This is a genomic window from Streptomyces sp. NBC_01618 (genome assembly GCF_045209435.1).
In the GTDB taxonomy this organism is placed as follows: Bacteria; Actinomycetota; Actinomycetes; order Streptomycetales; family Streptomycetaceae; genus Streptomyces.
Map to the genome: position 1 here is coordinate 1,910,105 of NZ_CP109297.1, position 23,275 is coordinate 1,933,379.

General features: G+C 71.4%; 28 protein-coding genes. 7 read left to right on the top strand and 21 right to left on the bottom strand.

What is annotated here, in order from left to right; translation table 11 throughout:
• The first annotated feature begins 84 nt into the window (after nucleotides 1-84).
• Together OH735_RS09030 and OH735_RS09035 are read left to right on the top strand one after the other, a co-directional pair.
• On the top strand, nucleotides 85-624 hold the full coding sequence (locus OH735_RS09030; RefSeq protein ID WP_406380868.1) for a winged helix-turn-helix domain-containing protein: 540 nt from the start codon (nucleotides 85-87) through the stop codon (nucleotides 622-624).
• On the top strand, nucleotides 540-1,163 hold the full coding sequence (locus tag OH735_RS09035; RefSeq protein WP_406380869.1) for a transposase: 624 nt from the start codon (nucleotides 540-542) through the stop codon (nucleotides 1,161-1,163). The genes OH735_RS09030 and OH735_RS09035 overlap by 85 nt, the downstream gene beginning before the upstream one ends.
• An 82-nt stretch (nucleotides 1,164-1,245) precedes the next feature.
• On the opposite strand, the gene lgt is transcribed toward OH735_RS09035, so the two are convergent.
• The 11 genes from lgt to hisI all read right to left on the bottom strand — a co-directional run bounded on the left by lgt (nucleotide 1,246) and on the right by hisI (nucleotide 10,301).
• A complete protein-coding gene (lgt, locus tag OH735_RS09040) occupies nucleotides 1,246-2,256 on the bottom strand; it encodes a prolipoprotein diacylglyceryl transferase (RefSeq protein WP_406380870.1) in 1,011 nt (336 codons plus the stop codon).
• A 110-nt stretch (nucleotides 2,257-2,366) separates the two neighbouring features.
• A complete protein-coding gene (locus OH735_RS09045) occupies nucleotides 2,367-3,194 on the bottom strand; it encodes a DsbA family protein (protein ID WP_406380871.1) in 828 nt (275 codons plus the stop codon).
• Nucleotides 3,195-3,268: 74 nt separating this feature from the next.
• Entirely contained in the window at nucleotides 3,269-4,081 is an 813-nt protein-coding gene (gene trpA / locus OH735_RS09050; RefSeq protein WP_406380872.1) for a tryptophan synthase subunit alpha, read from the bottom strand.
• Complete coding sequence (gene trpB, locus OH735_RS09055; protein ID WP_406380873.1) at nucleotides 4,078-5,358, bottom strand: tryptophan synthase subunit beta; 1,281 nt, start codon at nucleotides 5,356-5,358, stop codon at nucleotides 4,078-4,080. The genes trpA and trpB overlap by 4 nt, the downstream gene beginning before the upstream one ends.
• Nucleotides 5,359-5,493: 135 nt before the next feature.
• Nucleotides 5,494-5,673 (bottom strand): tryptophan biosynthesis modulator TrpM, encoded by a 180-nt coding sequence (trpM, locus tag OH735_RS09060; RefSeq protein ID WP_266752132.1) that lies wholly within the window; start codon nucleotides 5,671-5,673, stop codon nucleotides 5,494-5,496.
• 47 nt (nucleotides 5,674-5,720) lie between these two features.
• A complete protein-coding gene (gene trpC, locus OH735_RS09065; protein WP_383976469.1) occupies nucleotides 5,721-6,530 on the bottom strand; it encodes an indole-3-glycerol phosphate synthase TrpC in 810 nt (269 codons plus the stop codon).
• A gap of 115 nt (nucleotides 6,531-6,645) precedes the next feature.
• Nucleotides 6,646-7,005: a DUF2752 domain-containing protein gene (locus tag OH735_RS09070; protein ID WP_406380874.1), complete on the bottom strand. Its 360-nt coding sequence runs from the start codon at nucleotides 7,003-7,005 to the stop codon at nucleotides 6,646-6,648.
• 320 nt (nucleotides 7,006-7,325) lie between these two features.
• Entirely contained in the window at nucleotides 7,326-7,574 is a 249-nt protein-coding gene (locus tag OH735_RS09075) for an HGxxPAAW family protein (RefSeq protein WP_406380875.1), read from the bottom strand.
• A gap of 128 nt (nucleotides 7,575-7,702) precedes the next feature.
• On the bottom strand, nucleotides 7,703-8,362 hold the full coding sequence (locus OH735_RS09080) for a TIGR02234 family membrane protein (protein ID WP_406380876.1): 660 nt from the start codon (nucleotides 8,360-8,362) through the stop codon (nucleotides 7,703-7,705).
• Nucleotides 8,363-8,412: 50 nt separating this feature from the next.
• Nucleotides 8,413-9,906, bottom strand: coding sequence for an anthranilate synthase component I (locus OH735_RS09085; protein ID WP_406380877.1), 1,494 nt, complete (start codon nucleotides 9,904-9,906; stop codon nucleotides 8,413-8,415).
• A gap of 11 nt (nucleotides 9,907-9,917) precedes the next feature.
• On the bottom strand, nucleotides 9,918-10,301 hold the full coding sequence (gene hisI / locus OH735_RS09090; protein WP_093894911.1) for a phosphoribosyl-AMP cyclohydrolase: 384 nt from the start codon (nucleotides 10,299-10,301) through the stop codon (nucleotides 9,918-9,920).
• A gap of 84 nt (nucleotides 10,302-10,385) precedes the next feature.
• On the opposite strand from hisI, the gene OH735_RS09095 reads away from it, so the two are divergent.
• Nucleotides 10,386-11,018: a TIGR03085 family metal-binding protein gene (locus tag OH735_RS09095; RefSeq protein ID WP_406380878.1), complete on the top strand. Its 633-nt coding sequence runs from the start codon at nucleotides 10,386-10,388 to the stop codon at nucleotides 11,016-11,018.
• A gap of 52 nt (nucleotides 11,019-11,070) precedes the next feature.
• Here the strand turns inward: OH735_RS09095 and OH735_RS09100 are convergent, their stop codons facing one another.
• The 10 genes from OH735_RS09100 to hisD all read right to left on the bottom strand — a co-directional run bounded on the left by OH735_RS09100 (nucleotide 11,071) and on the right by hisD (nucleotide 18,844).
• Nucleotides 11,071-12,315 (bottom strand): MFS transporter, encoded by a 1,245-nt coding sequence (locus OH735_RS09100; RefSeq protein ID WP_406380879.1) that lies wholly within the window; start codon nucleotides 12,313-12,315, stop codon nucleotides 11,071-11,073.
• A gap of 26 nt (nucleotides 12,316-12,341) precedes the next feature.
• Entirely contained in the window at nucleotides 12,342-12,929 is a 588-nt protein-coding gene (locus OH735_RS09105) for an ArsR/SmtB family transcription factor (protein WP_406380880.1), read from the bottom strand.
• 174 nt (nucleotides 12,930-13,103) lie between these two features.
• On the bottom strand, nucleotides 13,104-13,859 hold the full coding sequence (gene hisF, locus OH735_RS09110) for an imidazole glycerol phosphate synthase subunit HisF (protein ID WP_406380881.1): 756 nt from the start codon (nucleotides 13,857-13,859) through the stop codon (nucleotides 13,104-13,106).
• Nucleotides 13,856-14,254 (bottom strand): RidA family protein, encoded by a 399-nt coding sequence (locus OH735_RS09115; protein WP_406380882.1) that lies wholly within the window; start codon nucleotides 14,252-14,254, stop codon nucleotides 13,856-13,858. The genes hisF and OH735_RS09115 overlap by 4 nt, the downstream gene beginning before the upstream one ends.
• Complete coding sequence (gene priA / locus OH735_RS09120) at nucleotides 14,251-14,976, bottom strand: bifunctional 1-(5-phosphoribosyl)-5-((5-phosphoribosylamino)methylideneamino)imidazole-4-carboxamide isomerase/phosphoribosylanthranilate isomerase PriA (protein WP_406380883.1); 726 nt, start codon at nucleotides 14,974-14,976, stop codon at nucleotides 14,251-14,253. The genes OH735_RS09115 and priA overlap by 4 nt, the downstream gene beginning before the upstream one ends.
• Complete coding sequence (hisH, locus tag OH735_RS09125) at nucleotides 14,976-15,617, bottom strand: imidazole glycerol phosphate synthase subunit HisH (protein WP_406380884.1); 642 nt, start codon at nucleotides 15,615-15,617, stop codon at nucleotides 14,976-14,978. Before hisH ends, priA begins: the two co-directional genes overlap by 1 nt.
• A gap of 11 nt (nucleotides 15,618-15,628) precedes the next feature.
• Complete coding sequence (locus tag OH735_RS09130; protein ID WP_406380885.1) at nucleotides 15,629-15,796, bottom strand: hypothetical protein; 168 nt, start codon at nucleotides 15,794-15,796, stop codon at nucleotides 15,629-15,631.
• A complete protein-coding gene (gene hisB, locus OH735_RS09135) occupies nucleotides 15,793-16,395 on the bottom strand; it encodes an imidazoleglycerol-phosphate dehydratase HisB (protein ID WP_376318218.1) in 603 nt (200 codons plus the stop codon). The genes OH735_RS09130 and hisB overlap by 4 nt, the downstream gene beginning before the upstream one ends.
• A complete protein-coding gene (locus tag OH735_RS09140; protein ID WP_406380886.1) occupies nucleotides 16,392-17,525 on the bottom strand; it encodes a histidinol-phosphate transaminase in 1,134 nt (377 codons plus the stop codon). Before OH735_RS09140 ends, hisB begins: the two co-directional genes overlap by 4 nt.
• Nucleotides 17,522-18,844, bottom strand: a complete 1,323-nt coding sequence (gene hisD / locus OH735_RS09145) for a histidinol dehydrogenase (RefSeq protein ID WP_406380887.1) — start codon at nucleotides 18,842-18,844, stop codon at nucleotides 17,522-17,524. The genes OH735_RS09140 and hisD overlap by 4 nt, the downstream gene beginning before the upstream one ends.
• A 139-nt stretch (nucleotides 18,845-18,983) precedes the next feature.
• Between hisD and OH735_RS09150 the strand changes: the two genes are divergently transcribed.
• The 4 genes from OH735_RS09150 to ybaK all read left to right on the top strand — a co-directional run bounded on the left by OH735_RS09150 (nucleotide 18,984) and on the right by ybaK (nucleotide 23,212).
• Nucleotides 18,984-20,585 (top strand): oxidoreductase, encoded by a 1,602-nt coding sequence (locus OH735_RS09150; RefSeq protein WP_406380888.1) that lies wholly within the window; start codon nucleotides 18,984-18,986, stop codon nucleotides 20,583-20,585.
• 300 nt (nucleotides 20,586-20,885) lie between these two features.
• The gene (locus OH735_RS09155; protein ID WP_406380889.1) at nucleotides 20,886-21,923 is read left to right on the top strand and encodes a hypothetical protein; all 1,038 of its coding nucleotides are present in this window, start codon (nucleotides 20,886-20,888) and stop codon (nucleotides 21,921-21,923) included.
• A gap of 5 nt (nucleotides 21,924-21,928) precedes the next feature.
• Nucleotides 21,929-22,672: an LON peptidase substrate-binding domain-containing protein gene (locus tag OH735_RS09160; RefSeq protein ID WP_406380890.1), complete on the top strand. Its 744-nt coding sequence runs from the start codon at nucleotides 21,929-21,931 to the stop codon at nucleotides 22,670-22,672.
• Between the two features lie 36 nt (nucleotides 22,673-22,708).
• Nucleotides 22,709-23,212, top strand: coding sequence for a Cys-tRNA(Pro) deacylase (gene ybaK, locus OH735_RS09165; protein ID WP_406380891.1), 504 nt, complete (start codon nucleotides 22,709-22,711; stop codon nucleotides 23,210-23,212).
• The last annotated feature ends 63 nt before the right edge of the window (nucleotides 23,213-23,275 follow it).

Sequence of the window (23,275 nt, forward strand, 5' to 3'; positions counted from 1 at the left end):
GGGCGGTACTGATTTCGGCGTTTCGGGGTCTGGATTTGTGTCGGGAGGGGTGACGGGGTCCGTCCGGGCTGGTACGCCGGAGGTATGCGGTATCCGGACGGGGGCGGGCTGACCGCCGAGCAGCGCAGGCGCCGGGAAGAGGTACGGATGCGGGCCGTTGACCTCTTCGATGAGGGCGTGGAAGTCCCGTGCATCGCCCGGGAGTTACGGGTGAGTGAGAAGTCGGTCTACCAGTGGCGCCGCACCTGGAGGACGGGCGGACGCGAGGCGCTGCGTTCCAGAGGCCCCTGCGGCTACGACTGTCGGCTCGGCCCACACCTGCAGACCAAGCTCGCGATGTGGCTTGATGAGGGGCCGGCCGCGCACGGCTGGGCGGACGACCAGGTGTGGACCGCCGCGCGGGTACGCACGCTGATCGGGCGGAAGTTCCACCTCTCCTACAGCGTCTCCGGGGTCACTCGGCTGCTGCACCGCATGGGCTACAGCGTGCAGATGCCCGCCCGGCCCGCCGCCGAACGCGACGAGGACGCGATCACCGCATGGCGGGAGGCGACCTGGCAGGAGGTAAAACCCTCCGGGCGGCGACCGGCGCGTTCATCTGCTTCGAGGACGAAGCGGGCGTGACCGGTCGGCCGCCCAAGGGCCGCACCTGGGGCCGGCGCGGCATCACCCCGAGGGTCAAGGTGCCCGGCCGTAGCCGGGGACGTCTCTCGGTGGCCGGTCTGCTGTGCTACCGGCCGGGCCTGCCCGCCCGTCTGTGCTACCGGCTGCGTCGGCATACCGGCCGCAAGGGCGAGCGTCGCTCGCTGGGCGAGGCGGACTACATACGCCTGTTGGATGGCGCCCACCAACTGCTCAAGGCCCCGCTGATCGTGGTGTGGGACCGGCTGAACACCCACATCTCCAAGACGATGAAGGCACTCGTTGCCGAGCGGGACTGGCTGACGGTGGTCCTGCTGCCCGGGTATGCGCCCGACCTCAACCCGGTCGAGGGCCTGTGGGCGCACATCAAGCGGAGCCTGGCCAACCTGGCCGCCCGCACCCTCAGCGAGCTGGAGACTCTGCTCCGCAGGCGGCTCAAAGCGCTGCAGTACCGGCACGGCATCCTCGGCGGATTCCTCGCCGGGACGGGCCTCGCGCTCGACAGACCGGACAGACCCTAATACGCCGAAGTCAGTAACGGTGCGTTGTACGTGTGGGGCCCGAACCAGATGGTTCGGGCCCCACACGTACAAGCACGACGGCTCAGCCGTTCTGCGCCGCCTCCGCGGCCGCGGCGCCGTTCTTCTCCGTCGCCTTCGCGGTACCGTCCGCGTCACCCGCGGCGTCACAGTCCTTCGCGTCGCCGTCCTTCGCGGCATCGACGCCTTCGGTGTCACCCGCGTCCTTGGCTTCACCCGCGTCCTCGACGCCTCCGGCGTCCACCGCGTCCACCGCGTCCACCGCGTCCGGTTCCACGATCTCCTCGCGTCCCGGCCGTACCTTCGCCGAGATCACCATGTACAGCACCGCCAGCACGAACACGATCGCCGCGGTCCACACGTTGAGGCGTACGCCCAGAATGTGGTGGGCCTCGTCGACCCGCATGTACTCGATCCAGCCCCGTCCCGCGCAGTACGCGGCGACGTACAGCGCGAACGCCCGGCCGTGTCCGAGCCTGAAGCGGCGGTCCGCCCAGATGACCAGCAGGGCGACACCGATGCACCACAGCGACTCGTACAGGAACGTCGGGTGGTACGTGCCGGCGACCCGGTTGGGGCCCTCGCTGATCTTCAGCGCCCACGGCACATCGGTCGGCTTGCCGTACAGCTCCTGGTTGAACCAGTTGCCCCAGCGGCCGCACGCCTGGGCCAGGGCGATCCCCGGGGCCAGCGCGTCGGCCCAGGCCGGCAGCGGGATCCCGCGCCGGCGGCAGCCGATCCAGGCACCGACGGCGCCGAGGGCGATCGCGCCCCAGATGCCGAGGCCGCCCTGCCATATCTTGAAGGCGTCGACCCAGTTCTCACCCTCGCTGAAGTACAGCTGGTAGTCGGTGATGACGTGGTAGAGCCGGCCGCCGACAAGACCGAAGGGCACGGCCCAGACGGCGATGTCGGCGACGGTGCCGGCTCTGCCGCCTCTGGCGATCCAGCGCTTGTTGCCGAACCAGACGGCGACGAAGACACCGATGATGATGCAGAACGCGTAGCCGCGGAGCGGGATCGGGCCGAGATCGATCACGCCGGTCGACGGACTGGGAATGTAGGCAAGGTCCATGGCAGGGTCGACGCTACCTTGCCGGGTGGGGCGTACGGCAACCCACCCGGCAACGTCTGGGTAACGGGCAGGTCATCCGTACCCCCTGCGTTTCCCCCTGCCGGACACGGTCAGGAGCCCGACGGAGCCGGGGTGACCGTGCCAGGCTTCTTGCCCTTGTTGGCCTCGGCGACCCACTTCTTCAGGTTCGCCGAGGTGATCGGTTCGTTCCCCTTCTTCGGGAAGATCGACTCTCCGTTGAGCAGCGCGGTCGGCGTGCCCGGGAATCCGCCGTCCTGGAACGCCTTGTTGGACTTCTGGACCCAACTGTCGTGCTTGCCGTCCTCCACACAGCTGCGGAAGTCGGGCGTGTCGAGCCCCGGGACCTTCCCGGAGAGCTCGATCAACTTGGCGTTGTCACCGAAGGCGTCCTCGGTCTCGGGCGGCTGATTGCGGTAGAGGACGTCGTGATACGCGGAGAATTTGCCGACGTCCTGTGCGCAGGCCGCCGCGTTGGCCGCCCGCAGCGAGCCGCTGCCGCCGAGATTGCCGTCGATGAGCGTGGCGAGGTGGTACTCGACCTTGGTCTGTCCGCTCCTCTCCAGCTCGTGGGCGGTGTCCCGGAACGCTTTCTCGAACTGGGCGCAGACCGGACAGCGGAAGTCCTCCCAGATGGTGAGCGTGGACGGGGCATTGTCCGCGCCGACCTGGATGGCCAGGCTGTCCTTGCCGGTCGCGCCGGACGGGTCGACGACGGGCCCCGCCGTATTGCCCTTGCCGCCCTTGCCGCCCGTGTTCGCGGCGATCACGCCGACGACTGCGGCCAGCGCCAGCACACCCACCACGGCGCTGCTGACGATCAGCGTGCGCCTGCGGCGCTCATGCGCCTTCTCGCGCTCTCGCTGCTGGACGAGCCGGTCTCGCGCGGCCCTTTTTCCCTGTTCGTTCTTCTCGCTCACACCCGCAGCAACGAACCGGGGAGGCACGTGCGTGCCTCCCCGGTCCAGGTCCACCCGTTTGGGTTACACCCGATTCAGCGCTTTCGAACGCCTTCGGCGAGTTCGCCCGCCAGGGAGCGGACCGCGGCCAGGCCCGCCTCCCCGTCGGGGGCGTCGAGCATGCCCTTGACGAAGGCGGAGCCGACGATCACTCCGTCGGCGAAGCCCGCGACCTCGGCGGCCTGTCGGGCGTTGGAGACGCCGAGGCCGACGCAGACCGGGAGGGACGTGGTGGCGCGGGTGCGCGCGACCAGGTCCTGGGCCTGCTCGCCGACGGACTCACGGGTGCCGGTGACGCCCATCAGCGAGGCCGCGTAGACGAAGCCGGAGCCGGCCGCGGTGATGGTGGCGAGGCGCTCGTCCTTGCTGCTCGGCGCGACGACGAAGACGGTCGCGAGACCGTGCTTGTCGGCGTGCTCGCGCCACAGCTCGGACTCCTGGACCGGCAGGTCGGGCAGGATGCACCCGGCGCCGCCCGCCTCGGCGAGCTCGGCCGTGAAACGCTCGACGCCGTACCGGTCGATCGGATTCCAGTACGTCATGACGAGGATCGGCACCCCGGTCGCCGCGTACGCCTCACGGACCGTTCGCATCACGTCGGCGATCTTCACGCCGCCGCGCAGGGCGATGTCGTCGGCGGTCTGGATGACCGGACCGTCGAGCACCGGGTCGCTGTGCGGCAGCCCCACCTCGACGATGTCCGCACCGCCCGCCACGACCGCCTTCACGGCGGCGATCGCGCCGTCGACGGTCGGGAAGCCGGCCGGGAGGTACGCGATGAGCGCTGCCCTGTTCTCCGCCTTCGCCGTCGCGAGGGAGGAGCTCAACAGCTCCACGTTGCCGCTCACTTGGTGATCTCCTCTTCCCCGTCGGCCACATCGGCCTCGACGGTTCCGTCGGTCCCGCCGTACAGCCCGAAGTAGCGGGCCGCCGTGTCCATGTCCTTGTCGCCGCGGCCGGACAGATTGACCACGAGCAGTCCGTCCTTGCCGAGCTCCTTGCCGACCTCCAGAGCTCCGGCCAGTGCGTGGGCGCTCTCGATGGCCGGAATGATCCCTTCGGTGCGGGAGAGGAGGCGCAGCGACTGCATGGCGGCGTCGTCGGTGACCGCGCGGTACTCGCCACGGCCGATGTCCTTGAGGTACGCGTGCTCCGGGCCGATGCCCGGGTAGTCGAGACCGGCCGAGATGGAGTACGGCTCGGTGATCTGGCCCTCGTCGTCCTGGAGGACGTAGCTCCGCGAGCCGTGCAGGATGCCGGGCTCGCCCGCGGTCAGGGTCGCCGCGTGCTCGCCGGTCTCCACTCCGTGTCCGGCGGGCTCGCAGCCGATCAGCCGGACGTGGGCGTCCGGGATGAAGGCGTGGAAGAGCCCGATGGCGTTGGAGCCGCCGCCGACGCAGGCGATCGCGGCGTCCGGCAGTCGGCCGGTCCGCTCCAGGATCTGGCGGCGGGCCTCGACGCCGATGACGCGGTGGAAGTCGCGGACCATGACGGGGAAGGGGTGCGGTCCCGCGACGGTGCCGAAGAGGTAGTGCGTGCGGTCCACATTGGCGACCCAGTCGCGGAACGCCTCGTTGATGGCGTCCTTCAGGGTCCTGGAGCCGGACTTCACGGCGATGACCTCGGCGCCGAGCATCCGCATCCGCGCCACGTTCAGCGCCTGCCGCTCAGTGTCGATCTCGCCCATGTAGATGGTGCATTCGAGGCCGAAGAGCGCGCAGGCGGTGGCGGTGGCGACGCCGTGCTGGCCGGCGCCGGTCTCGGCGATGACCCGGGTCTTGCCCATGCGCCGGGTGAGCAGCGCCTGGCCCAGCACGTTGTTGATCTTGTGCGAGCCGGTGTGGTTCAGGTCCTCGCGCTTGAGGAAGATCCGGGCGCCGCCCGCGTGCTCGGCGAAGCGCGGGACCTCGGTCAGCGCGCTGGGCCGGCCGGTGTAGTTGACCATGAGCTCGTTGAGCTCGGCGGCGAAGGCCGGGTCGGCCTTGGCCTTGTCGTACTCGACGGCGACCTCGTCCACGGCGGCGACGAGCGCCTCCGGGATGAACTTGCCGCCGAACGCACCGAAGTACCCTTCGGCGCTGGGGATCAGACCCTCCGGGTCCGGGATGAAGAAGTCAGATGACATCCGACGTGCTCCTCGACATTGCAATGGGTGGGTTCACCGTATGCGCCGTGAGCGGAGCGCCGCCGCGACCGGGGCGGTCGGGCGGTGCGGTCGTACGTACGGCAGGAGTGGTGCGGGTACGTCGGCCGGGGCTCGCTACAGCGCGGACCCCGTGCGCCATCGCATGCCGTTGACCTGGCCGGGCTCGTCGCCGATCACGTAACGCACACGCCTGCCGTGCACACGCCGGGCCGGAGCGCGGCAGCCACGGGGTCGGCAGCCGCGCGCCAGCGGCGCGTGCGGATCCCGGGCGGCCGTCGTACCGGCAGGGCGCAGGCCCGGCCGGACACGGGACGCGGGACGGTGGGCGGACACGGTTGCGGTCAGCTCCGTCCGTGCCGGAGTGCCGGGTGGGCGCCCGCGGCGACCAGGTCGGCGACGGCGGCCCGCGGGTCGCGGCCGGTGACCAGGGATTCGCCCACGAGCACCGCGTCGGCACCCGCGTTGGCGTATGCGATCAGGTCGTGCGGACCGCGCACGCCGGACTCGGCGACCTTGACGATGTGGTCCGGGATCTCGGGGGCGACGCGCTCGAAGGTGGAGCGGTCGACCTTGAGGTCCTTCAGGTTGCGCGCGTTGACGCCGATGATCTTCGCCCCGGCGTCCACCGCGCGCTCCGCCTCCTCCTCGTCGTGCGCCTCGACCAGCGGCGTCAGGCCGATGGACTCGGCGCGCTCGATCAGGGAGACCAGGGCCTCCTGGTCGAGGGCGGCGACGATCAGCAGGGCGAGGTCGGCACCGTAGGCGCGGGCCTCCCAGAGCTGGTACGAGGTGACGATGAAGTCCTTGCGCAGGACCGGGATGTCGACCTTGGCGCGGACGGCCTCCAGGTCGGCGAGCGAACCGCCGAAGCGGCGCTCCTCGGTGAGGACCGAGATGACGGACGCGCCGCCCGCCTCGTAGTCCGCGGCGAGCGCGGCCGGGTCTGCGATCGCGGCAAGGGCCCCCTTGGAGGGGCTTGAGCGCTTGACCTCGCAGATGACGGTCACGCCCTCGCCGCGCAGTGCGGCGACTCCGTCCTTGGCCGCCGGAGCGCGCGCCGCGCGTTCCTTGAGCTCGTCGAGGCTGACACGCGCCTGCCGCTCTGCGAGGTCGGCGCGTACGCCGTCGATGATCTCGTCGAGCACACTCACGCGAGCGGCCCCCTTCCGGGACGGTGATGAGGGAACAGGATCAGCCACGTCAATGCTATCCGCAGGAGGCCGGAGGGCTCGAATCCAGTGGGCGAATGTCCCAGCACCTGGGCATTCAAGGCGCCAGCGCCGAGCCGAACGGGAGGTTTCGGACGACCGAGAAGGCCAGCAGCAGCGCTCCGATCCCCCACCCGACGACGGGCTTCACGGCGATGCTCACGGGCCGCCCCCGGGCCGCGCGGGACATCCAGACCACCCAGAGCACGGCGAAGATCCCGTAGCCGACGACGGCGAGCGCGTTGGAGCCGAGGGCGGCGGCGATGTCGCCGTGCGCGACGGCGTGCGCGCTGCGCAGCCCGCCGCAGCCCGGGCAGTACAGGCCGGTGAACCGGAGCAGCGGGCAGACCGGGTAGTGGCCCGGCTCGTTGGGGTCGACGGCGCCGACGTAGCCGAAGGCGCCGATGACGGCGGCCATCGCCCCCACCGGGGTGGCGAGCCGCCGCACGCGCGAGGCGGGGACGGGGGCCGGCGGGAAGACCGGCGAGTACGGGTGACCCGGCGTCGGTGGTGGCTGCTGTCCGGAGGGCGGTAGCTGCTGTCCGGGCGCCGGTGGCTGTCCTGGCGTCGGTGGCGTCGGTGGCGTCGGCGGGTGGCCCGGGGCGGGCACGGAGCCCGGCACACGGGGTGCGGCGGCTGGAGTAGGCGTTGCGTCCACTCGGTGATTGTCCCCGCTGATGCGGGAAGGCGCAGCCCGGGCCGGGCTGCGCCTCGCGATTCGTACGTGTGCTGCGTGTGTCAGGAGATCTGGGCCTGTCCGGCCCGCGCCCTGGCCGCGGCCAGCTCCGCCGACTCCTTCGGCATGCCGAGGCCCGCGGCCTTCATCGCGAGGCCGACGACCCCGCCGAGGAGGATGACGGCCATGCTTGCCCAGAAGCCGATCGGGTTGGCCGCGACCACGAAGACGCCCGCGGCGCAGAAGCCGATGAAGGAGATGATGACACCGGTCCAGGCGGCCGGGGTGTGTCCGTGGTTGCTGCCCGCCATGAGTTGCTCCTTGTTGGTGATGCGCTGTTGGTATCGCTGTACGCAAAGCTGGTGCCGCTGTTGGTGCCGCTGTGCAGAAAGCTCGACTTCATTGTCCTGTACGTGCGAGTAGGGCGTGAGCTGGGGGGTCATGCCTCGCGCGTCGGGTCCTCGCCGCGGTCCAGAGCCTTCCACAGGTCCTCGGGCCGGTCCGGGTCCGGGGCGGTGCGGGCGGCCTTGCGGGGGCGGGGGGTGCCGTCCCGTTCGTACCGTCCCGACATGGTGGGCCAGAGCTTTCCGTACCGCAGGGCGAGCAGCCCGGCGAGGAGGATCAGCAGGCCGCCGGCCGCGGTGACGTAGGGCCACGCGGTGTGGCTGAGGGCTTCGATGGTCGCCGAGGCGTCACCGGTGGTCTGGGCGGCCTTCTCGTCGAGCGCCGCGCTGTCGGAGGCGCCGAGGAAGGCGCTCAGTCCGGCACCGAGGCCGCTGAGGGCGAGGAGCCCGGCGACGAGCAGCCGCCCGCCGCTGCGGACGGCGAACACGGCGACGAGGGCGGCCAGGCCGACTATGGCGAGGGCCGCCGGGAGTCCGGTGACGTCCTGGCCGTCGGCGGTCAGCGGCAGGGAGCCGCCACCGACGGCGGCCCGGCCCTCGGCCCACGTCTGGCCGGAGGCGAGGAGGACGACGGTGGCGCCGGCCGCCCCGAGGAGCAGGCCGGCGGCCAAACTGCGGCGGCTTCCCGTCGCGTCGGGCGCGGTGGCCGCTCGGGCACGGGGCTGGGGTACGGGGACAGCACTCACGTACTCCACTATCCCTTACCGCGTCGGACGCCGTGGAGCCGGTTGGCCGTATGCACCGCTCAGACGCCGTGGAGCCGGTTGGCCGTATGCACCGCCCGGAGCACGGCCGCGGCCTTGTTGCGGCACTCGGTGTCCTCGGCCACCGGGTCGGAGTCGGCGACGACACCCGCTCCCGCCTGGACGTACGCCGTGCCGTCGCGGAGCAGGGCGGTACGGATGGCGATGGCGGTGTCGGAGTCCCCGGCGAAGTCGAGGTAGCCGACGCAGCCTCCGTACAGTCCGCGGCGGGTCGGTTCGAGCTCCTCGATGATCTGCATCGCGCGGGGCTTGGGGGCGCCGGAGAGGGTGCCCGCGGGGAAGCACGCGGTGAGGACGTCGAAGGCGGTGCGGCCCTCGGCGACGCGGCCGGTGACGGTGGAGACGATGTGCATGACGTGCGAGTACCGCTCGATCGACATGAAGTCGACGACCTCGACGGTGCCGGGTTCGCAGACCCTCCCCAGGTCGTTGCGGCCGAGGTCGACGAGCATCAGGTGCTCGGCGCGTTCCTTGGGGTCGGCGAGGAGTTCCTCGGCGAGGACCTGGTCCTCCTGCGGGGTGGCGCCGCGGTGCCTGGTCCCGGCGATCGGGTGGACCATGGCACGGCCGTCCTCGACCTTGACCAGGGCCTCCGGGCTGGAGCCGGCGACGTCGAAGCCGTCGAAGCGGAAGAGGTACATGTACGGCGAGGGGTTGGTGGCGCGCAGCACCCGGTAGACGTCCAACGCGCTTGCCGTGCACGGGGTTTCGAAGCGCTGGGAGGGGACGACCTGGAAGGCCTCGCCGGCCCTGATGCGTTCTTTCACGTCCTTGACGGCGTCCTGGTATGCCTCGCCGCCCCACAGTGCGGTGTACGGGGGGAGCTCGGACGGCGGGAGGGTGGCGGGGGCGTTCTCGACCGGGCGGGAGAGGTCCTGCTCCATGGCGTCGAGCCGGGCGACGGCGTCCGCGTACGCCTCGTCGACGCCGGTCGCGAGGTCGTTGTGGTTGATCGCGTTGGCGATCAGCAGGACGCTGCCGTCCCAGTGGTCGAGCACGGCCAGGTCCGAGGTGAGCAGCATCGTCAGCTCGGGGAGGTGGAGGTCGTCCTCGACGCTGTCGCCGATCTTCTCCAGGCGGCGCACGATGTCGTAGCCCAGGTAGCCGACCATGCCGCCGGTGAACGGGGGCAGTCCGTCGTCGACGACCAGGTCGTGCGGGGTGTGCAGGGTCTCGATGGTGGCGCGCAGGGCCAGCAGCGGGTCGCCGTCGACGGGGACGCCGACGGGCGGGGTGCCCAGCCAGTGGGCCTGCCCGTCGCGTGCGGTGAGGGTGGCGGCGCTGCGTACCCCGATGAAGGAGTAGCGCGACCAGGTGCGGCCGTTCTCGGCGGATTCGAGGAGGAAGGTGCCGGTGCGCTCGCCCGCGAGTTTGCGGTACAGCCCGACCGGGGTGTCGCCGTCCGCGAGGAGGCGGCGGCTGACGGGGACGACGCGCCGGTCGACGGCCAGTTTGCGGAAGGTTTCAAGATCCATGGCGGCTGACCCTACTGCGCGAGCGGGAGGACGTCGGCGTCGAAGCAGGTGCGGTCGCCGGTGTGGCAGGCGGCACCCGTCTGGTCGACCTTGACGAGGACGGTGTCGGCGTCGCAGTCGAGGGCGACGGACTTGACCTGCTGGATGTGGCCCGAGGTGTCGCCCTTGACCCAGTACTCCTGACGGCTGCGGGACCAGTATGTGCAGCGGCCGGTGGTGAGGGTGCGGTGCAGGGCCTCGTCGTCCATCCAGCCGAGCATCAGCACTTCGCCGGTGTCGTACTGCTGGGCGATGGCCGGGACGAGGCCGTCGGCGCCGCGCTTGAGGCGGGCGGCGATGGCCGGGTCGAGATTGCCGGACGGCGGCGGGGTGCTGGGCGTGGGCGCGCTGGTCATGCGCCCATTGTGCCGTGGGCGCGGGAGCGGTCCGGGCTCCCGTCCACTGGGCGGACCGCGTGCGACGGCCGTACGCTGGCGACCATGTCGACCCATGCGAAGCGTGAACGACTTCTGCTCGCCGACCTGTTGGAGGCGGCGGGACCGGAAGCCCCGACCCTGTGCCAAGGCTGGACGACCCGGGACCTGGCCGCCCATGTGGTGGTCCGCGAGCGCCGCCCGGACGCGGCGGGCGGGCTGGTGCTGGGCGTGCTGAAGAACCGCCTCGAACGGGTGCAGGAGGAGTACACGGCGAAACCGTACGAGGAACTGATCCAGCTGATCCGCACCGGGCCGCCGCGGATGTCCCCGTTCGGCCTGAAACAGATCGACGAGGCCGCCAACACCGTCGAGTTCTACATCCACGCCGAGGATGTCCGCCGGGCCCAGCCGGACTGGTCGCGACGGGAGCTGGACCCGGTCTTCGCCGATGTGCTCTGGTCGCGCGCCGAGAAGACGGCCCGGCTGCTGGGCCGCAAGTCCCCGGTGGGGCTGGTGCTGCGCCGCCCGGACGGCCAGACGGCGGTGGCGCACAAGGGCACCCCGGTGGTGACGGTCACCGGCGAGCCGGGCGAGCTGCTGCTCTTCGCGTTCGGCCGACAGGACGCGGCGACGGTGGACCTCGACGGCGACAAGGAGGCGGTGGCCCGGCTGCACACGGCGGAGCTGGGGATGTAGAGCCTGTCCGGCGGATCGGGGTCGGACAGACCCCAGGGCGTACGGGTCCGGGTCAGCGTGGGAGTTCAGCGCGGCGCAGCCGGGTGAAGGCCAGAGCGGCCACCACCCCGGATGCGCACACTGCGGCGCTGGTGACGAAGACCGGGCCCGTCCCCCAGGCGGCAACGGCGGCTCCCGTGACCGGGTAGCTGAGCGGTGCGATCGCGTGGGTGAAGAGCGTCGAGACCGAGGTGACCCGGCCGAGGTAGGCGGGGTCGGCGATGGTCTGGGTCAGGGCGCCGCACAGGGAGCCGCCGAGGCCGACGAAGAGTCCGATGGAGACCGCGACGGTGGCGGCGAGGCCTACCGAGGGTACGTAGGCGAGTGCCCCGATGCCTGCCGCACCCACCAGTACGGTCAGACACATCACGAGCCCGGCCCGTGGCACCCGGCCGCGCACGGCGAGCAACAGGGCCGACGCACCCGCGCCGATCCCGAACGCGGCGACGACCCAGCCCATCCCGGAAGCGCCCCAGCCACGCTCGCGGACGAGCAGGACCAGTCCGAGGTTGGTCGGCCCGGCGAAGCCCAGTTCGGAGAGGCCGATGGCGAGCATCAGCGGTCCGAGCACCGGGTGACGGCGGATGTAGCGCAGCCCGTCGGCCAGGTCGCGCCAGGCGGTGCCGGCCGGTTCGGCGGCTTCCCGGGCGGGCAATGGGCTGATCCGCAGAGACAGGAGCAGCGGCAGCGATACAGCGAAGAGCACCCCGGCCGCGGCGAACGCGAGCCTCGGACCGCCGGCGGCCACCGCGACGCCGCCGAGCGGGGCTCCGACGACGTTGGCGGTACGGGCGGCGAGTCCGCGCAGCCCCTGGACGCGGGCCAGCTGTCCGGCGGCGGTGATCCGGGGCGGCAGGGCACCGACGGCGGGCAGGAAGAGTGCGTCGACCACGCCGAAGACGAGCGCGACGGCGATCAGCATCCACACGGCGGGCGAGGTGAACAGCAGCGCGCCCGCCAGGCCCAGCACGACCAGGCAGCGGGCGGCGTCGCTGCCGATGACGACGCGGCGCGGTCCGATCCGGTCGGCGAGCACTCCCCCGCCGAGCATCAGCAGCGCCCTGGGTATGGAGCCGACGGCGAGGACGAGTCCGGCCTGGGTGGCGCTGCCGCTGCGGGCGGCGGCCCAGGAGAGCGCCATGTAGTAGACGCTGTCGCCGATCATCGAAGCGGTGTAGGCGCTGAGCCAGCGCAGGACGTTTCCGTCGCGGTGGGCGGGGCGTTCGGGAGCTTCCGTGGCCACGTCGGTGACGGTCATGAGGGTCGTCCTCTCGGGGCGCCGGCTCAGGTGCGGAACGGGAATGCGTACAGATGCATGGCGACGTTCTCGCGCCCCTCCGTGTCGCCCGCGTCGTCGCGGGCACGTCCGAGCTCTTCGTACCGGTCGATCAGCTCGTGCACCTCGCGGCTGAGCGCGGTGAGCTCCTCGGCGGTGAGCCGGGCCAGGTACTCGGAGCCGGAGGAGGCGCTGCGCCACTCCGGTGACCAGCTCTGGGCCGAGTCGAGGTAGCGGAGGTACAGCTCGTTGCGCTGCTCGAAGGAGAGCCGGCCGACCGCGGTGTGCGTGGCGACCTTCTCGGGCGCGTCGCTGAAGTCCTCGTCGCGGAAGCTCAAACCCTTCGAGGCGGGCTGCCACCAGCGCTCCCGGCCGTCCGCGCCCTGTTGCTCGGTCTCTTCGATCAGACCGTGGTCGGCGAGCTTGCGCAGGTGGTAGCTGACCAGCGAGACCGCCTCGTCGACCTGCTCGGCGAGCTGGGAGGCGGTGGCCTTGCGAGAGATGTAGAGCAATCGGTAGAGCTTCATCCGCAACGGGTGCCCGAACGCCTTCAGGGTTTCCAGATCCGAGATCCGGCGCGATTCATTGCTTGCCATGCCCCCCACCGTAGATACAAAAGGAAACTTGCGCAATCTTTATTGCGCAATAAAAGCTGCGGGATTCCCGGTGACGGTGTGACCACGATCGGAGAGAGGCGACAGCCGTCAGAACGGCGATCGCCGGGCGGAGCCGAAAAATCGGCTCCGCCCGGCGATCGATGAGTGCCGCGGTCAGCGGACCGGGTGTCCGGCCTCTCTGAGAGCGTCCTTGACCTCGGAGATCCGCAGATCGCCGAAGTGGAAGACGGACGCGGCGAGCACCGCGTCGGCTCCCGCCGCGATGGCCGGTGCGAAGTCCGCGAGCCGGCCCGCGCCGCCGGAGGCGATGACGGGGACGGTCACGTGTCGGCGGACCGCCGCGATCATCTCGGTGTCGTAGCCGTCCTTGGTGCCGTCGGCGTCCATGGAGTTGAGCAGGATCTCGCCCGCGCCCAGCTCGGCGGCCCGGTGCGCCCATTCGACGGCGTCGATGCCGGTGCCCTTGCGGCCGCCGTGCGTGGTGACCTCGAAGGTGCCCGCGGGGGTGCGCCGGGCGTCCACGGAGAGCACCAGGACCTGGCGGCCGAAGCGCTCGGCGATCTCCCGGATGAGGTCGGGGCGGGCGATGGCCGCGGTGTTGACGCCGACCTTGTCCGCGCCGGCCCGCAGCAGCCTGTCGACGTCGTCGGCGGTGCGGACGCCACCGCCGACGGTGAGCGGGATGAAGACCTGCTCGGCGGTGCGGCGCACCACGTCATAGGTGGTCTCCCGGTCGCCGCTGGACGCGGTGATGTCCAGGAACGTCAGCTCGTCGGCGCCCTCGGCGTCGTACAGCTTCGCCATCTCGACGGGGTCGCCCGCGTCGCGCAGGTTCTGGAAGTTGACGCCCTTGACGACCCGGCCCTTGTCGACGTCCAGGCACGGGATGACGCGTACCGCGAGAGTCATCGCACACCTGCCCGGTAGGCCTCGACCTCGACCTCGACGACCAGACTCGGGTCCACGAGACCGGACACGATGATCATCGAGGCGGCGGGGCGGACGTCGTCGAAGAGCTCCTTGTGGGCGCGGCCGACCTCGTCCACGTCCCGGGCGTGTGTGACGTACATCCGGGTGCGGACGACGTCCTCGCGGCCCAGACCGAGCTGCTTCAGCGCGTCGAAGGCGACCTTGAAGGAGGTGACGGTCTGCTCGTACGGGCCGCCCGCGGAGATCTGTCCGTTCTCCACCGACGTGCAACCCGCCACCAGGACAAGGCCGTTCGGCAGCTCGACCGCACGGGAGTAGCCGAACTTCTCCTCCCAGGGGGCGCCCGAGGAGATGCGGTTGACGGAATCGGTCATCCGGAGACCACCTGCAGCGCTTCCTCGAGGGTGAACGCCTTCGCGTACAGCGCCTTGCCGACGATCGCGCCCTCGACGCCCGCCGGGACGAGCGAGGCGATGGCCCGCAGGTCGTCCAGCGAGGAGACGCCGCCCGAGGCGACGACGGGCTTGTCGGTGGCGGCGCAGACGTTCTTCAGGAGCTCCAGGTTGGGGCCCTGGAGCGTGCCGTCCTTGGCGATGTCGGTGACGACGTAACGGGCGCAGCCCTCGGAGTCGAGGCGGGTGAGCGTCTCGTAGAGGTCGCCGCCGTCGCGGGTCCAGCCGCGGCCGCGCAGCGTCGTGCCGCGGACGTCGAGGCCGACGGCGATCTTGTCACCGTGTTCGGCGATGATCTTGGCGACCCATTCCGGGGTCTCCAGGGCGGCGGTGCCGAGGTTGACCCGGGTGCACCCGGTGGCGAGGGCGGCGGCAAGCGAGGCGTCGTCGCGGATGCCGCCGGACAGCTCGACCTTGATGTCCATGGAGCGGGCGACCTCGGCGATCTGCGCCCGGTTGTCACCGGTGCCGAACGCGGCGTCCAGGTCGACGAGATGCAGCCATTCGGCGCCCGCCTGCTGCCAGGCGAGAGCGGCCTGCAGCGGGTCGCCGTAGGAGGTCTCGGAGCCGGACTCGCCGTGGACGAGGCGGACGGCCTGGCCGTCGCGGACGTCGACGGCGGGGAGGAGTTCAAGCTTCGGCATTACAGCGTCTCAATCCAGTTGGTCAGCAGCTGGGCGCCGGCATCGCCGGACTTCTCGGGGTGGAACTGGGTGGCCCACAGGGCGCCGTTCTCCACGGCCGCGACGAACGGCTCGCCGTGGGTCGCCCAGGTGACCCGGGGCGCGCGGATCTTGGCGTTGGTGACCTCCAGGCTCCAGTCGTGCACGGCGTAGGAGTGCACGAAGTAGAACCGGGCCTCGGGGTCGAGACTTGCGAAGAGCTGGGAGTCCTCGGGGGACCGCACGGTGTTCCAGCCCATGTGCGGGACGATCGGGGCCTTCAGCGGGGCGACGGTACCGGGCCATTCGTCCAGCCCCTCCGTCTCCACGCCGTGCTCGATGCCACGCTCGAAGAGGATCTGCATGCCGACGCAGATGCCCATGACGGGGCGGCCGCCGGCCAGCCTGCGGCCGATGATCCATTCGCCGCGGGCCTTCTTCAGCCCCTCCATGCAGGCGGAGAACGCGCCGACGCCGGGCACCAGCAGCCCGTCGGCGTTCATCGCCTGCTCGTAGTCACGCGTGATCTCGACATCGGCGCCGACATGGGCGAGGGCCCGCTCGGCGGAGCGGACGTTGCCGAAGCCGTAGTCGAAGACGACGACCTTCTTCTTCTCACTCACAGGTCGCTCCCTCAGTCCCAGAGTCCCTGGATCCGCATGACACCTGCGACCAGGCACATCACGGATGCGATCGCGAGCAGCACGACGACTCCCTTGGGCATCTTCTGCTTCGAGAAGGAGTAGACCCCGCCGGCCAGGAACAGGCCGACCACGATCAGGATGGTGTTGAGGCCGGTCACAGCGCGCCCTTCGTGGAGGGAAGTATTCCGGCGGCGCGCGGGTCGTGCTCACTGGCGTAGCGCAGGGCACGGGCGAGCGCCTTGAACTGGCACTCCACGATGTGGTGGGCGTTGCGCCCGTACGGCACGTGGACGTGCAGGGCGATCTGCGCCTGGGCGACGAAGGACTCCAGGATGTGCCGGGTCATCGTCGTGTCGTACGCGCCGATCATGGGCGCCATGTTCTCGGGCTCCGTGTGCACCAGGTACGGGCGGCCGGAGAGGTCGACGGTGACCTGGGCCAGCGACTCGTCCAGCGGGACGGTGCAGTTGCCGAAGCGGTAGATGCCGACCTTGTCGCCGAGCGCCTGCTTGAACGCGGCGCCGAGCGCGAGGGCGGTGTCCTCGATGGTGTGGTGCGAGTCGATGTGCAGGTCACCGTCGGTCTTGACCGTGAGGTCGAAGAGCCCGTGCCGACCGAGCTGGTCGAGCATGTGGTCGTAGAAGCCGACCCCGGTCGACACATCGACCTTGCCGGTGCCGTCGAGGTTTATCTCGACGAGCACCGAGGTCTCCTTGGTGGTGCGTTCCACTCTTCCTACGCGGGCCGCGCGAGTCATGCGTCGTGCTCCTTCTTCAGTTCGCGTACCGCATCGAGGAACGCGTCGTTCTCTGCCGGGGTGCCCGCGGAGACCCGCAGCCATCCCGGTACGCCGTTGTCCCGGACCAGGACGCCCCGGTCGAGGATCCGCTGCCAGGCGGTGTGGCTGTCGGCGAAGCGGCCGAACTGGACGAAGTTGGCGTCCGAGTCGGTGACGTCGTAGCCGAGCGCGCGCAGCTCCGTGACGATCCGGTCGCGTTCGCTCTTGAGCTGGGCGACGTATCCGAGCAGCGTATCGGTGTGCTCCAGGGCGGCGAGCGCGGTGGCCTGGGTGATGGAGGACAGGTGGTACGGCAGCCGCACCAGCTGGACCGCGTCGACGACTGCGGGGTCGGCGGCGAGGTAGCCCAGGCGTAGCCCGGCGGCGCCGAACGCCTTCGACATGGTGCGCGAGAGCACCATGTGCGGCCGGCCCTCGATCAGCGGGAGCAGCGACGCGTGGTGGCTGAACTCTCCGTACGCCTCGTCGACGACGACCATCGACGGCTTGGCGGCCTGGGCCGCCTCGTACAGCGCGAGGACGGTGTCGGCGTCGACGGCGGTGCCGGTGGGATTGTTGGGCGAGGTGATGAAGACGACGTCGGGGCGGTGCTCGGCGATGACCTTCCGGGCCGCGTCGACGTCGATGGTGAAGTCCTCGTTGCGCGGTCCGGAGATCCAGCCGGTACCAGTACCGCGGGCGATGAGGGCGTGCATGGAGTACGAGGGCTCGAAGCCGATCGCGGTACGTCCCGGGCCGCCGAAGGTCTGGAGCAGCTGCTGGAGCACCTCGTTGGAGCCGTTGGCGGCCCAGACGTTGGCGAGGGCGACCTCGTGGCCTGCGGTGCGGCTGAGGTAGCGGGCCAGTTCCGTACGGAGTTCGACGGCGTCCCGGTCGGGGTAGCGGTTGAGGTCGCGGGCGGCCTCGCGGACGCGCTCGGCGATCCGGTCGACGAGCGCCTCGGGCAGCGGGTACGGGTTCTCGTTGGTGTTCAGCCGCACGGGTACGTCGAGCTGCGGGGCCCCGTACGGGGACTTGCCGCGCAGTTCGTCGCGGATCGGGAGATCGTCGATGCGGGTGGTCGTGCGAGGGGTGTTGCTGTGCGTCACTGCTGTGGAACCTCTCCGCCGAACCTGGCCTTGAGCGCGGCGCCGTGGGCGGGGAGGTCCTCCGCCTCGGCGAGGGTCACGACGTGGTGGGTGACCTCGGCGAGCGCGTCGCGGGTGTAGTCGATGATGTGGATGCCGCGCAGGAAGGACTGCACCGAGAGGCCCGAGGAGTGGCAGGCGCAGCCGCCGGTGGGCAGGACGTGGTTGGAGCCGGCGCAGTAGTCGCCGAGCGAGACCGGGGCCCACGGACCGACGAAAATCGCTCCGGCGTTGCGGACCCGGTCGGCGACGGCGGCGGCGTCGGCGGTCTGGATCTCCAGGTGCTCGGCGGCGTACGCGTCGACGACCTTGAGGCCGTCCTCCAGGTCGTTGACCAGGACGATCGCGGACTGGCGGCCGGCCAGTGCGGGCTCGATCCGGTCGGTGACGTGCTTGGTCGCGGCGACCTGCGGCTTCAGCTCGGCCTCGGTGGCGGCGGCCAGCTCCGCGGAGTCGGTGACGAGGACGGCGGCGGCCATCGGGTCGTGCTCGGCCTGGCTGATCAGGTCGGCGGCGACGTGCACCGGGTCTGCGGTGGAATCGGCGAGGATCGCGATCTCGGTGGGGCCCGCCTCGGCGTCGATGCCGATCCGGCCCTTGAGGAGGCGCTTGGCGGCGGCGACGTAGATGTTGCCGGGGCCGGTGACGAGGTTCACCGGAAGACATTCGGCCGTTCCGTACGCGAACATCGCGACGGCCTGGGCCCCGCCCGCCGCGTACACCTCGTCGACGCCGAGCAGGGCGCAGGCGGCAAGGATGGTGGGGTGCGGAAGGCCGCCGAAGGCCTTCTGCGGCGGGGACGCGACGGCGATGCCCTCGACGCCCGCCTCCTGGGCCGGTACGACGTTCATGACGACGGACGACGGGTAGACGGAGCGCCCGCCCGGCACGTACAGCCCGACGCGCTCGACCGGCACCCACTTCTCGGTGACGGTGCCGCCGGGGACGACCTGGGTGGTGTGCGTGGTGCGGCGCTGCTCGCGGTGGACGAGGCGGGCGCGGCGGATCGACTCCTCCAGCGCGGCCCGTACGGCGGGGTCGAGCCCCTCCAGCGCCTCGGCGATCACCGCGGCCGGAACGCGGATCGAGTCGATCCGTACGCCGTCGAACTTCTCCCCCCACTCGATCACTGCCGCCGAGCCACGATGGCGTACGTCCTCGCAGATGGGCCGCACCGTCTCCAGGGCGGCTTCCACGTCGAACTCGGCACGGGGCAGCAGGTCGCGCAGGGCTCCACCCTCGGGGAGGACGTCGCCGCGCAGATCGATTCGAGAGATCACACCGCAATTCTCGCAGACCGCCCGCGGCGTCCGGTCGCCCGTATCACTGGCTGATACATCTCCCGGGTGTCACTGCTGCCCCATAGCGTTCACGTCGTCACCCAGAGGGAAGAACAGCTCCGAGCGGAAGGGGCACCCCGTGACCGAACCGCACGACGGCGATTTTCCGGACGGTCTCAGCGCGGCCGAGCTGGGCATGTGGCAGGCCTTCCGGAACGGCAGCACCTACGATCTGCGCGCCCGCGACCCCGCGCGGGACGATCCGTTCGCGCCGCGCGTCTGGGGACCGGAACGAAGTGTGGACGGGCGCGTCGTCGCCCGGCTGCTGCTGTCCGGGCCGCCGCCGCGGCCCGGCCGGGTCGCGGCGCTGAAGCTCCGGGGCGTACGGATCACCGGGACGCTCGATCTCGCGGGCGGGCGTGTCGCCCCGTACGTCGAGCTGACCGGCTGCCGCTTCGAGAGCGAGGTGGTGCTGCCCGAGTGCCATTTCACGACGTTGCGGATCGTCGGCTGCGCGATGCCGCGGCTGGAGGCGGCCCGGCTGCGCACCGAGGGCGACCTGCATCTGCCGCGCTGCCGCGTCAAGCGCGGGATCCGGCTCACCGACGCCCAGATCGGCACCGATCTGCTGATCAACCAGATCGAGATCGGGCCGGACCGGGGCGGGCGCGCCCTGGCCGCCGACGGGCTGGCGGTCGCCCAGGACCTCCAGGCGGAGCTGATCGAGGCGAGCGGCGAGCTGAGCCTGCGCGGGGCGAAGGTCGGCGGTTCGCTGAGCCTGCGCGGCAGCCGGCTGCGGGGCAGGGAGGGCCGGCGCGCGCTGAACGCCCCGCAGCTGACGGTGGAGCGGACGCTGTACATGAGCGAGGCGTGGGTCAGCATCGACACGGGGAACCAGGGCACCACTCCCCCGTACGGCATCGTCATGGCCGCGACCCCGGCGCGCGGGACGCGTTCGCAGATCTTCGAGTGCCGCGGCGGGGTGCGCCTGGACGACGGGCGGTTCGGCGACGCGGTCGATCTGCACAAGGCACGGTTCGTGCTGGCCCGGCACGAGGAGCTGTCGCTGCGCCGGATCGTCACCCCGGAGCTGCGGTTCAACGCGGAGCGGCCGGAAGAGGGCCGGGTCGTGCTGAACGGCGCGAAGGTCGTCACGCTGATCGACGTCTCCACCAGCTGGCCGGGGCCCGGCGGTCTGGCGATGGGCGGTTTCGTGTACGAGAACCTCGTCCCGTACGGGCACTTCCCGCTCTCCCGGCGCCTGGAGTGGGTGGCGGCGGCGACCCCGGAGTACGTACCGGAGCCGTACGAACGCCTCGCGACGGTGCTGCGCAGCTGCGGGGAGGACGCGGACGCCCGCGAGGTGCTGCTGGCCAAGCAGCGGCGACGGCGCGAGACGCTGCCGCCCGCCGCGAAGCTCTGGGGCTTCCTGCAGGACTGGACGGTGGCGTACGGCTACCGGCCGGGGCGGGCCGCGGTGTGGATGGCGGTGCTGTGGGCGGCGGGCGCGCTGGCCTTCTCGCGGCACGTCCCGGCGGCGATCAAGCACGACGAGCATCCGGCGTGGAACCCGGCGCTCTACGCGCTCGACCTGCTGGTGCCGGTGATCAATCTCGGCCAGGACGGCTACTGGCGGATGGAGGGCGGCTGGCAGTGGGGGTCGGCCGCGCTCGTCCTGCTCGGCTGGATACTGGCCACGACGATCGCGGCCGGCGCGTCACGGCTGCTGCGCCGGGGCTGACCGGATCCGGCCACGCCTCGATCGCCCCATCCCTGCGAGGCCCGCCGCGGGGCGGCCGTCGCGGTTGCCCCTGCTGCGCCCTTCGCGGCGGCCTTTGCCGTGGCCCTCACGGCAAAGGCCACGGTCGAACGACCGGCCGAGCTGCGGCCGAAGTACCGGAAACGTCTCGCCGAATCAGCAGGAGCAAGCCGAGTTCCCGGCTTTCCTTTGCCTTTTATTGACCAAGCCCGATACAACCCATTCACTCGGCACCAAAGCTTCACAGTGCCCCTCTGGCGCCGTCCCGACCAGCGCTTTTCAATGGTCTGCACCATGCCATTCCTTCGCGCTCTGCTCCGTACCGCGCGCGTGATCCGGCGCTCCCCGCAGGGGTCCGCCGGACTGCCCGCGGACGACGTGGTGCTGCTCGACGCCCCCGACGAGCGGCTCTCCCCGGCGCTCGTCGCCGCCGCCGCCGGGGATTACGAACCGGCCGCGAAACTCCTCGCCACCACCCGGGACGGCGCCGAGTGGGAGAACCGGGACCGCTACCTCGGCCGGCTCGTCACGTTCGCCCGCAACCGCGACGGCTGGCTGACCGACTGGCTCGCCGACGCGCCGCACGACCCGGACGCGCTGCTCGTCAAGGCGGAGCTGGCGGTCCGCCGGGCCTGGGAGTCGCCCGTCCGGGCCGAGCAACTGCGCGAGGTGGGGCCGCTGATCACCGCGGCGGCCGAGAGCGATCCGCGCGACCCGGTGCCCTGGCGGCTCGCGCTCGACCACGCGCGCGGCACCCACGCCACGCACACCACCTTCGAGGCGCTGTGGGAGCAGGCGATCCGGCGCTCCTCGCACCACTACGGCTGCCACGTCGCGGCGCTGCGCTACCTCTCCGCCGCCTGGTACGGCTCGCACCGCGAATGCTTCGACTTCGCCGAGCGGGCCGCCGAGGACTCGCTGCCCGGCTCACTGGTGCAGGCGCTGCCGCTGCGGGCCGCCTTCGCCCTGCTGATCGAGGGACCGCACGCCCGGACCACGTCGGTGCAGGAGGAACGGATCGACGCGGCGGTGGATCTGGCGATCACGCTGTCCGCCTCGTTGGCGCCCGGCGACCCCTGGCCCGCCGAGGTCCGCAACCTGCTGGCGTTCGTGCTGATCGCCCGGGGCCGCTGGGGCGAGGCGCTGGAACAGTTCCGGCGGATCGGACCCCACGCGGCGTCGTTCCCGTGGTCGTCCGTCTCCGACGATCCGCTCGGCCGGTTCCTCGACGCGAGGAACGACGCGCGGCTCCGAGTGGCCTGTGTGACAAGTTTGCCGGGCCGGGCCGACCGGGGCCGGCCCCGCGGCCATTACGCTTGACCGTTGTGACCACCGCTCGCCTGCCTCTGTTCCCGCTGAACGCGGTGCTGTTCCCCGGCCTCGTGCTGCCGCTGAACGTCTTCGAAGAGCGTTATCGCGCCATGATGCGCGAGCTGCTGAAGACCGACGACGACAAGCCCCGCCGCTTCGCCGTGGTCGCGATCCGCGACGGCCACGAGATCGCCCCGACTGCCGCCGGAATGCCGGATCCGACGAGCACCCCCGTCGAGCGCGGCCCCGCGGACGGCTTCGGGCCCGACCCGATCCAGACCTTCCACCGGGTCGGCTGCATCGCCGACGCGGCGAAGATCCGGGAACGGCCGGACGGCAGCTTCGAGGTCCTCGCGACCGGCACCACCCGCGCCAAGCTGCTCTCCGTGGACGCGAGCGGCCCGTATCTGACGGCCGAACTCGACGAGCTGGAGGAGGAACCGGGCGAGGAGGCGGGCGCACTCGCCGAGGGCGTCCTGCGGGCCTTCCGCAGCTACCAGAAGCGGCTGGCCGGGGCGAGCGAACGGTCCCTGATGACGGGCGCGAACCTGCCCGACGACCCCTCCGTCGTCTCGTACCTGGTCGCGGCGGCCGCCGTACTCGACATCCCGTCGAAGCAGCGGCTGCTCCAGGCACCCGACACCGCGACCCGGCTGCGCGAGGAACTGACGCTGCTGCGTTCCGAGACCGCCGTCATCCGGCATCTGCCGTCCCTGCCCGCGGCCGACCTGACGCGTCCCCCCATCCACCCCAACTGACCGGCCGACAGCCGACCGACCCGAGGACCCTCCCCCGTGGCGAAGAAGCCGAAGAAGCAGCAACAGCCCGGCGGCACCCCGGCGACGGTCGCGCTGACCGTGGCCGGCACGGCGTTCACCGTCCACTCCTACGACCACGACCCGGCGTCGGCCTCCTACGGCGAGGAGGCGGCCGAGGCCCTGGGCGTCTCCCCCGACCGGGTCTTCAAGACCCTGGTCGCGGAGGTGGACGGCACCCTCACCGTGGCCGTCGTCCCGGTGGTCGGCTCCCTCGACCTCAAGGCGCTGGCCTCCGCGGTCGGCGGCAAACGGGCCACGATGGCCGACCCCACAGCGGCGGAACGCACCACCGGCTACGTACGGGGCGGCATCTCCCCCCTGGGCCAGCGGAAGCGGCTGCGTACGGTACTGGACGCGTCGGCAAGGACCCACGACACCATCTACGTCTCGGCGGGCCGCCGCGGCCTGGAGGTCGAACTGTCCCCTGCGGACCTGGCGTCGCTGACGGGCGCGGTGTTCGCGGAGATCGGCCGGGGTTAGACAACCTCACAGCCCGTCCGGGGCACATCTCAGCTCACCCGGCACATTTCAGCCTGTCCGGCG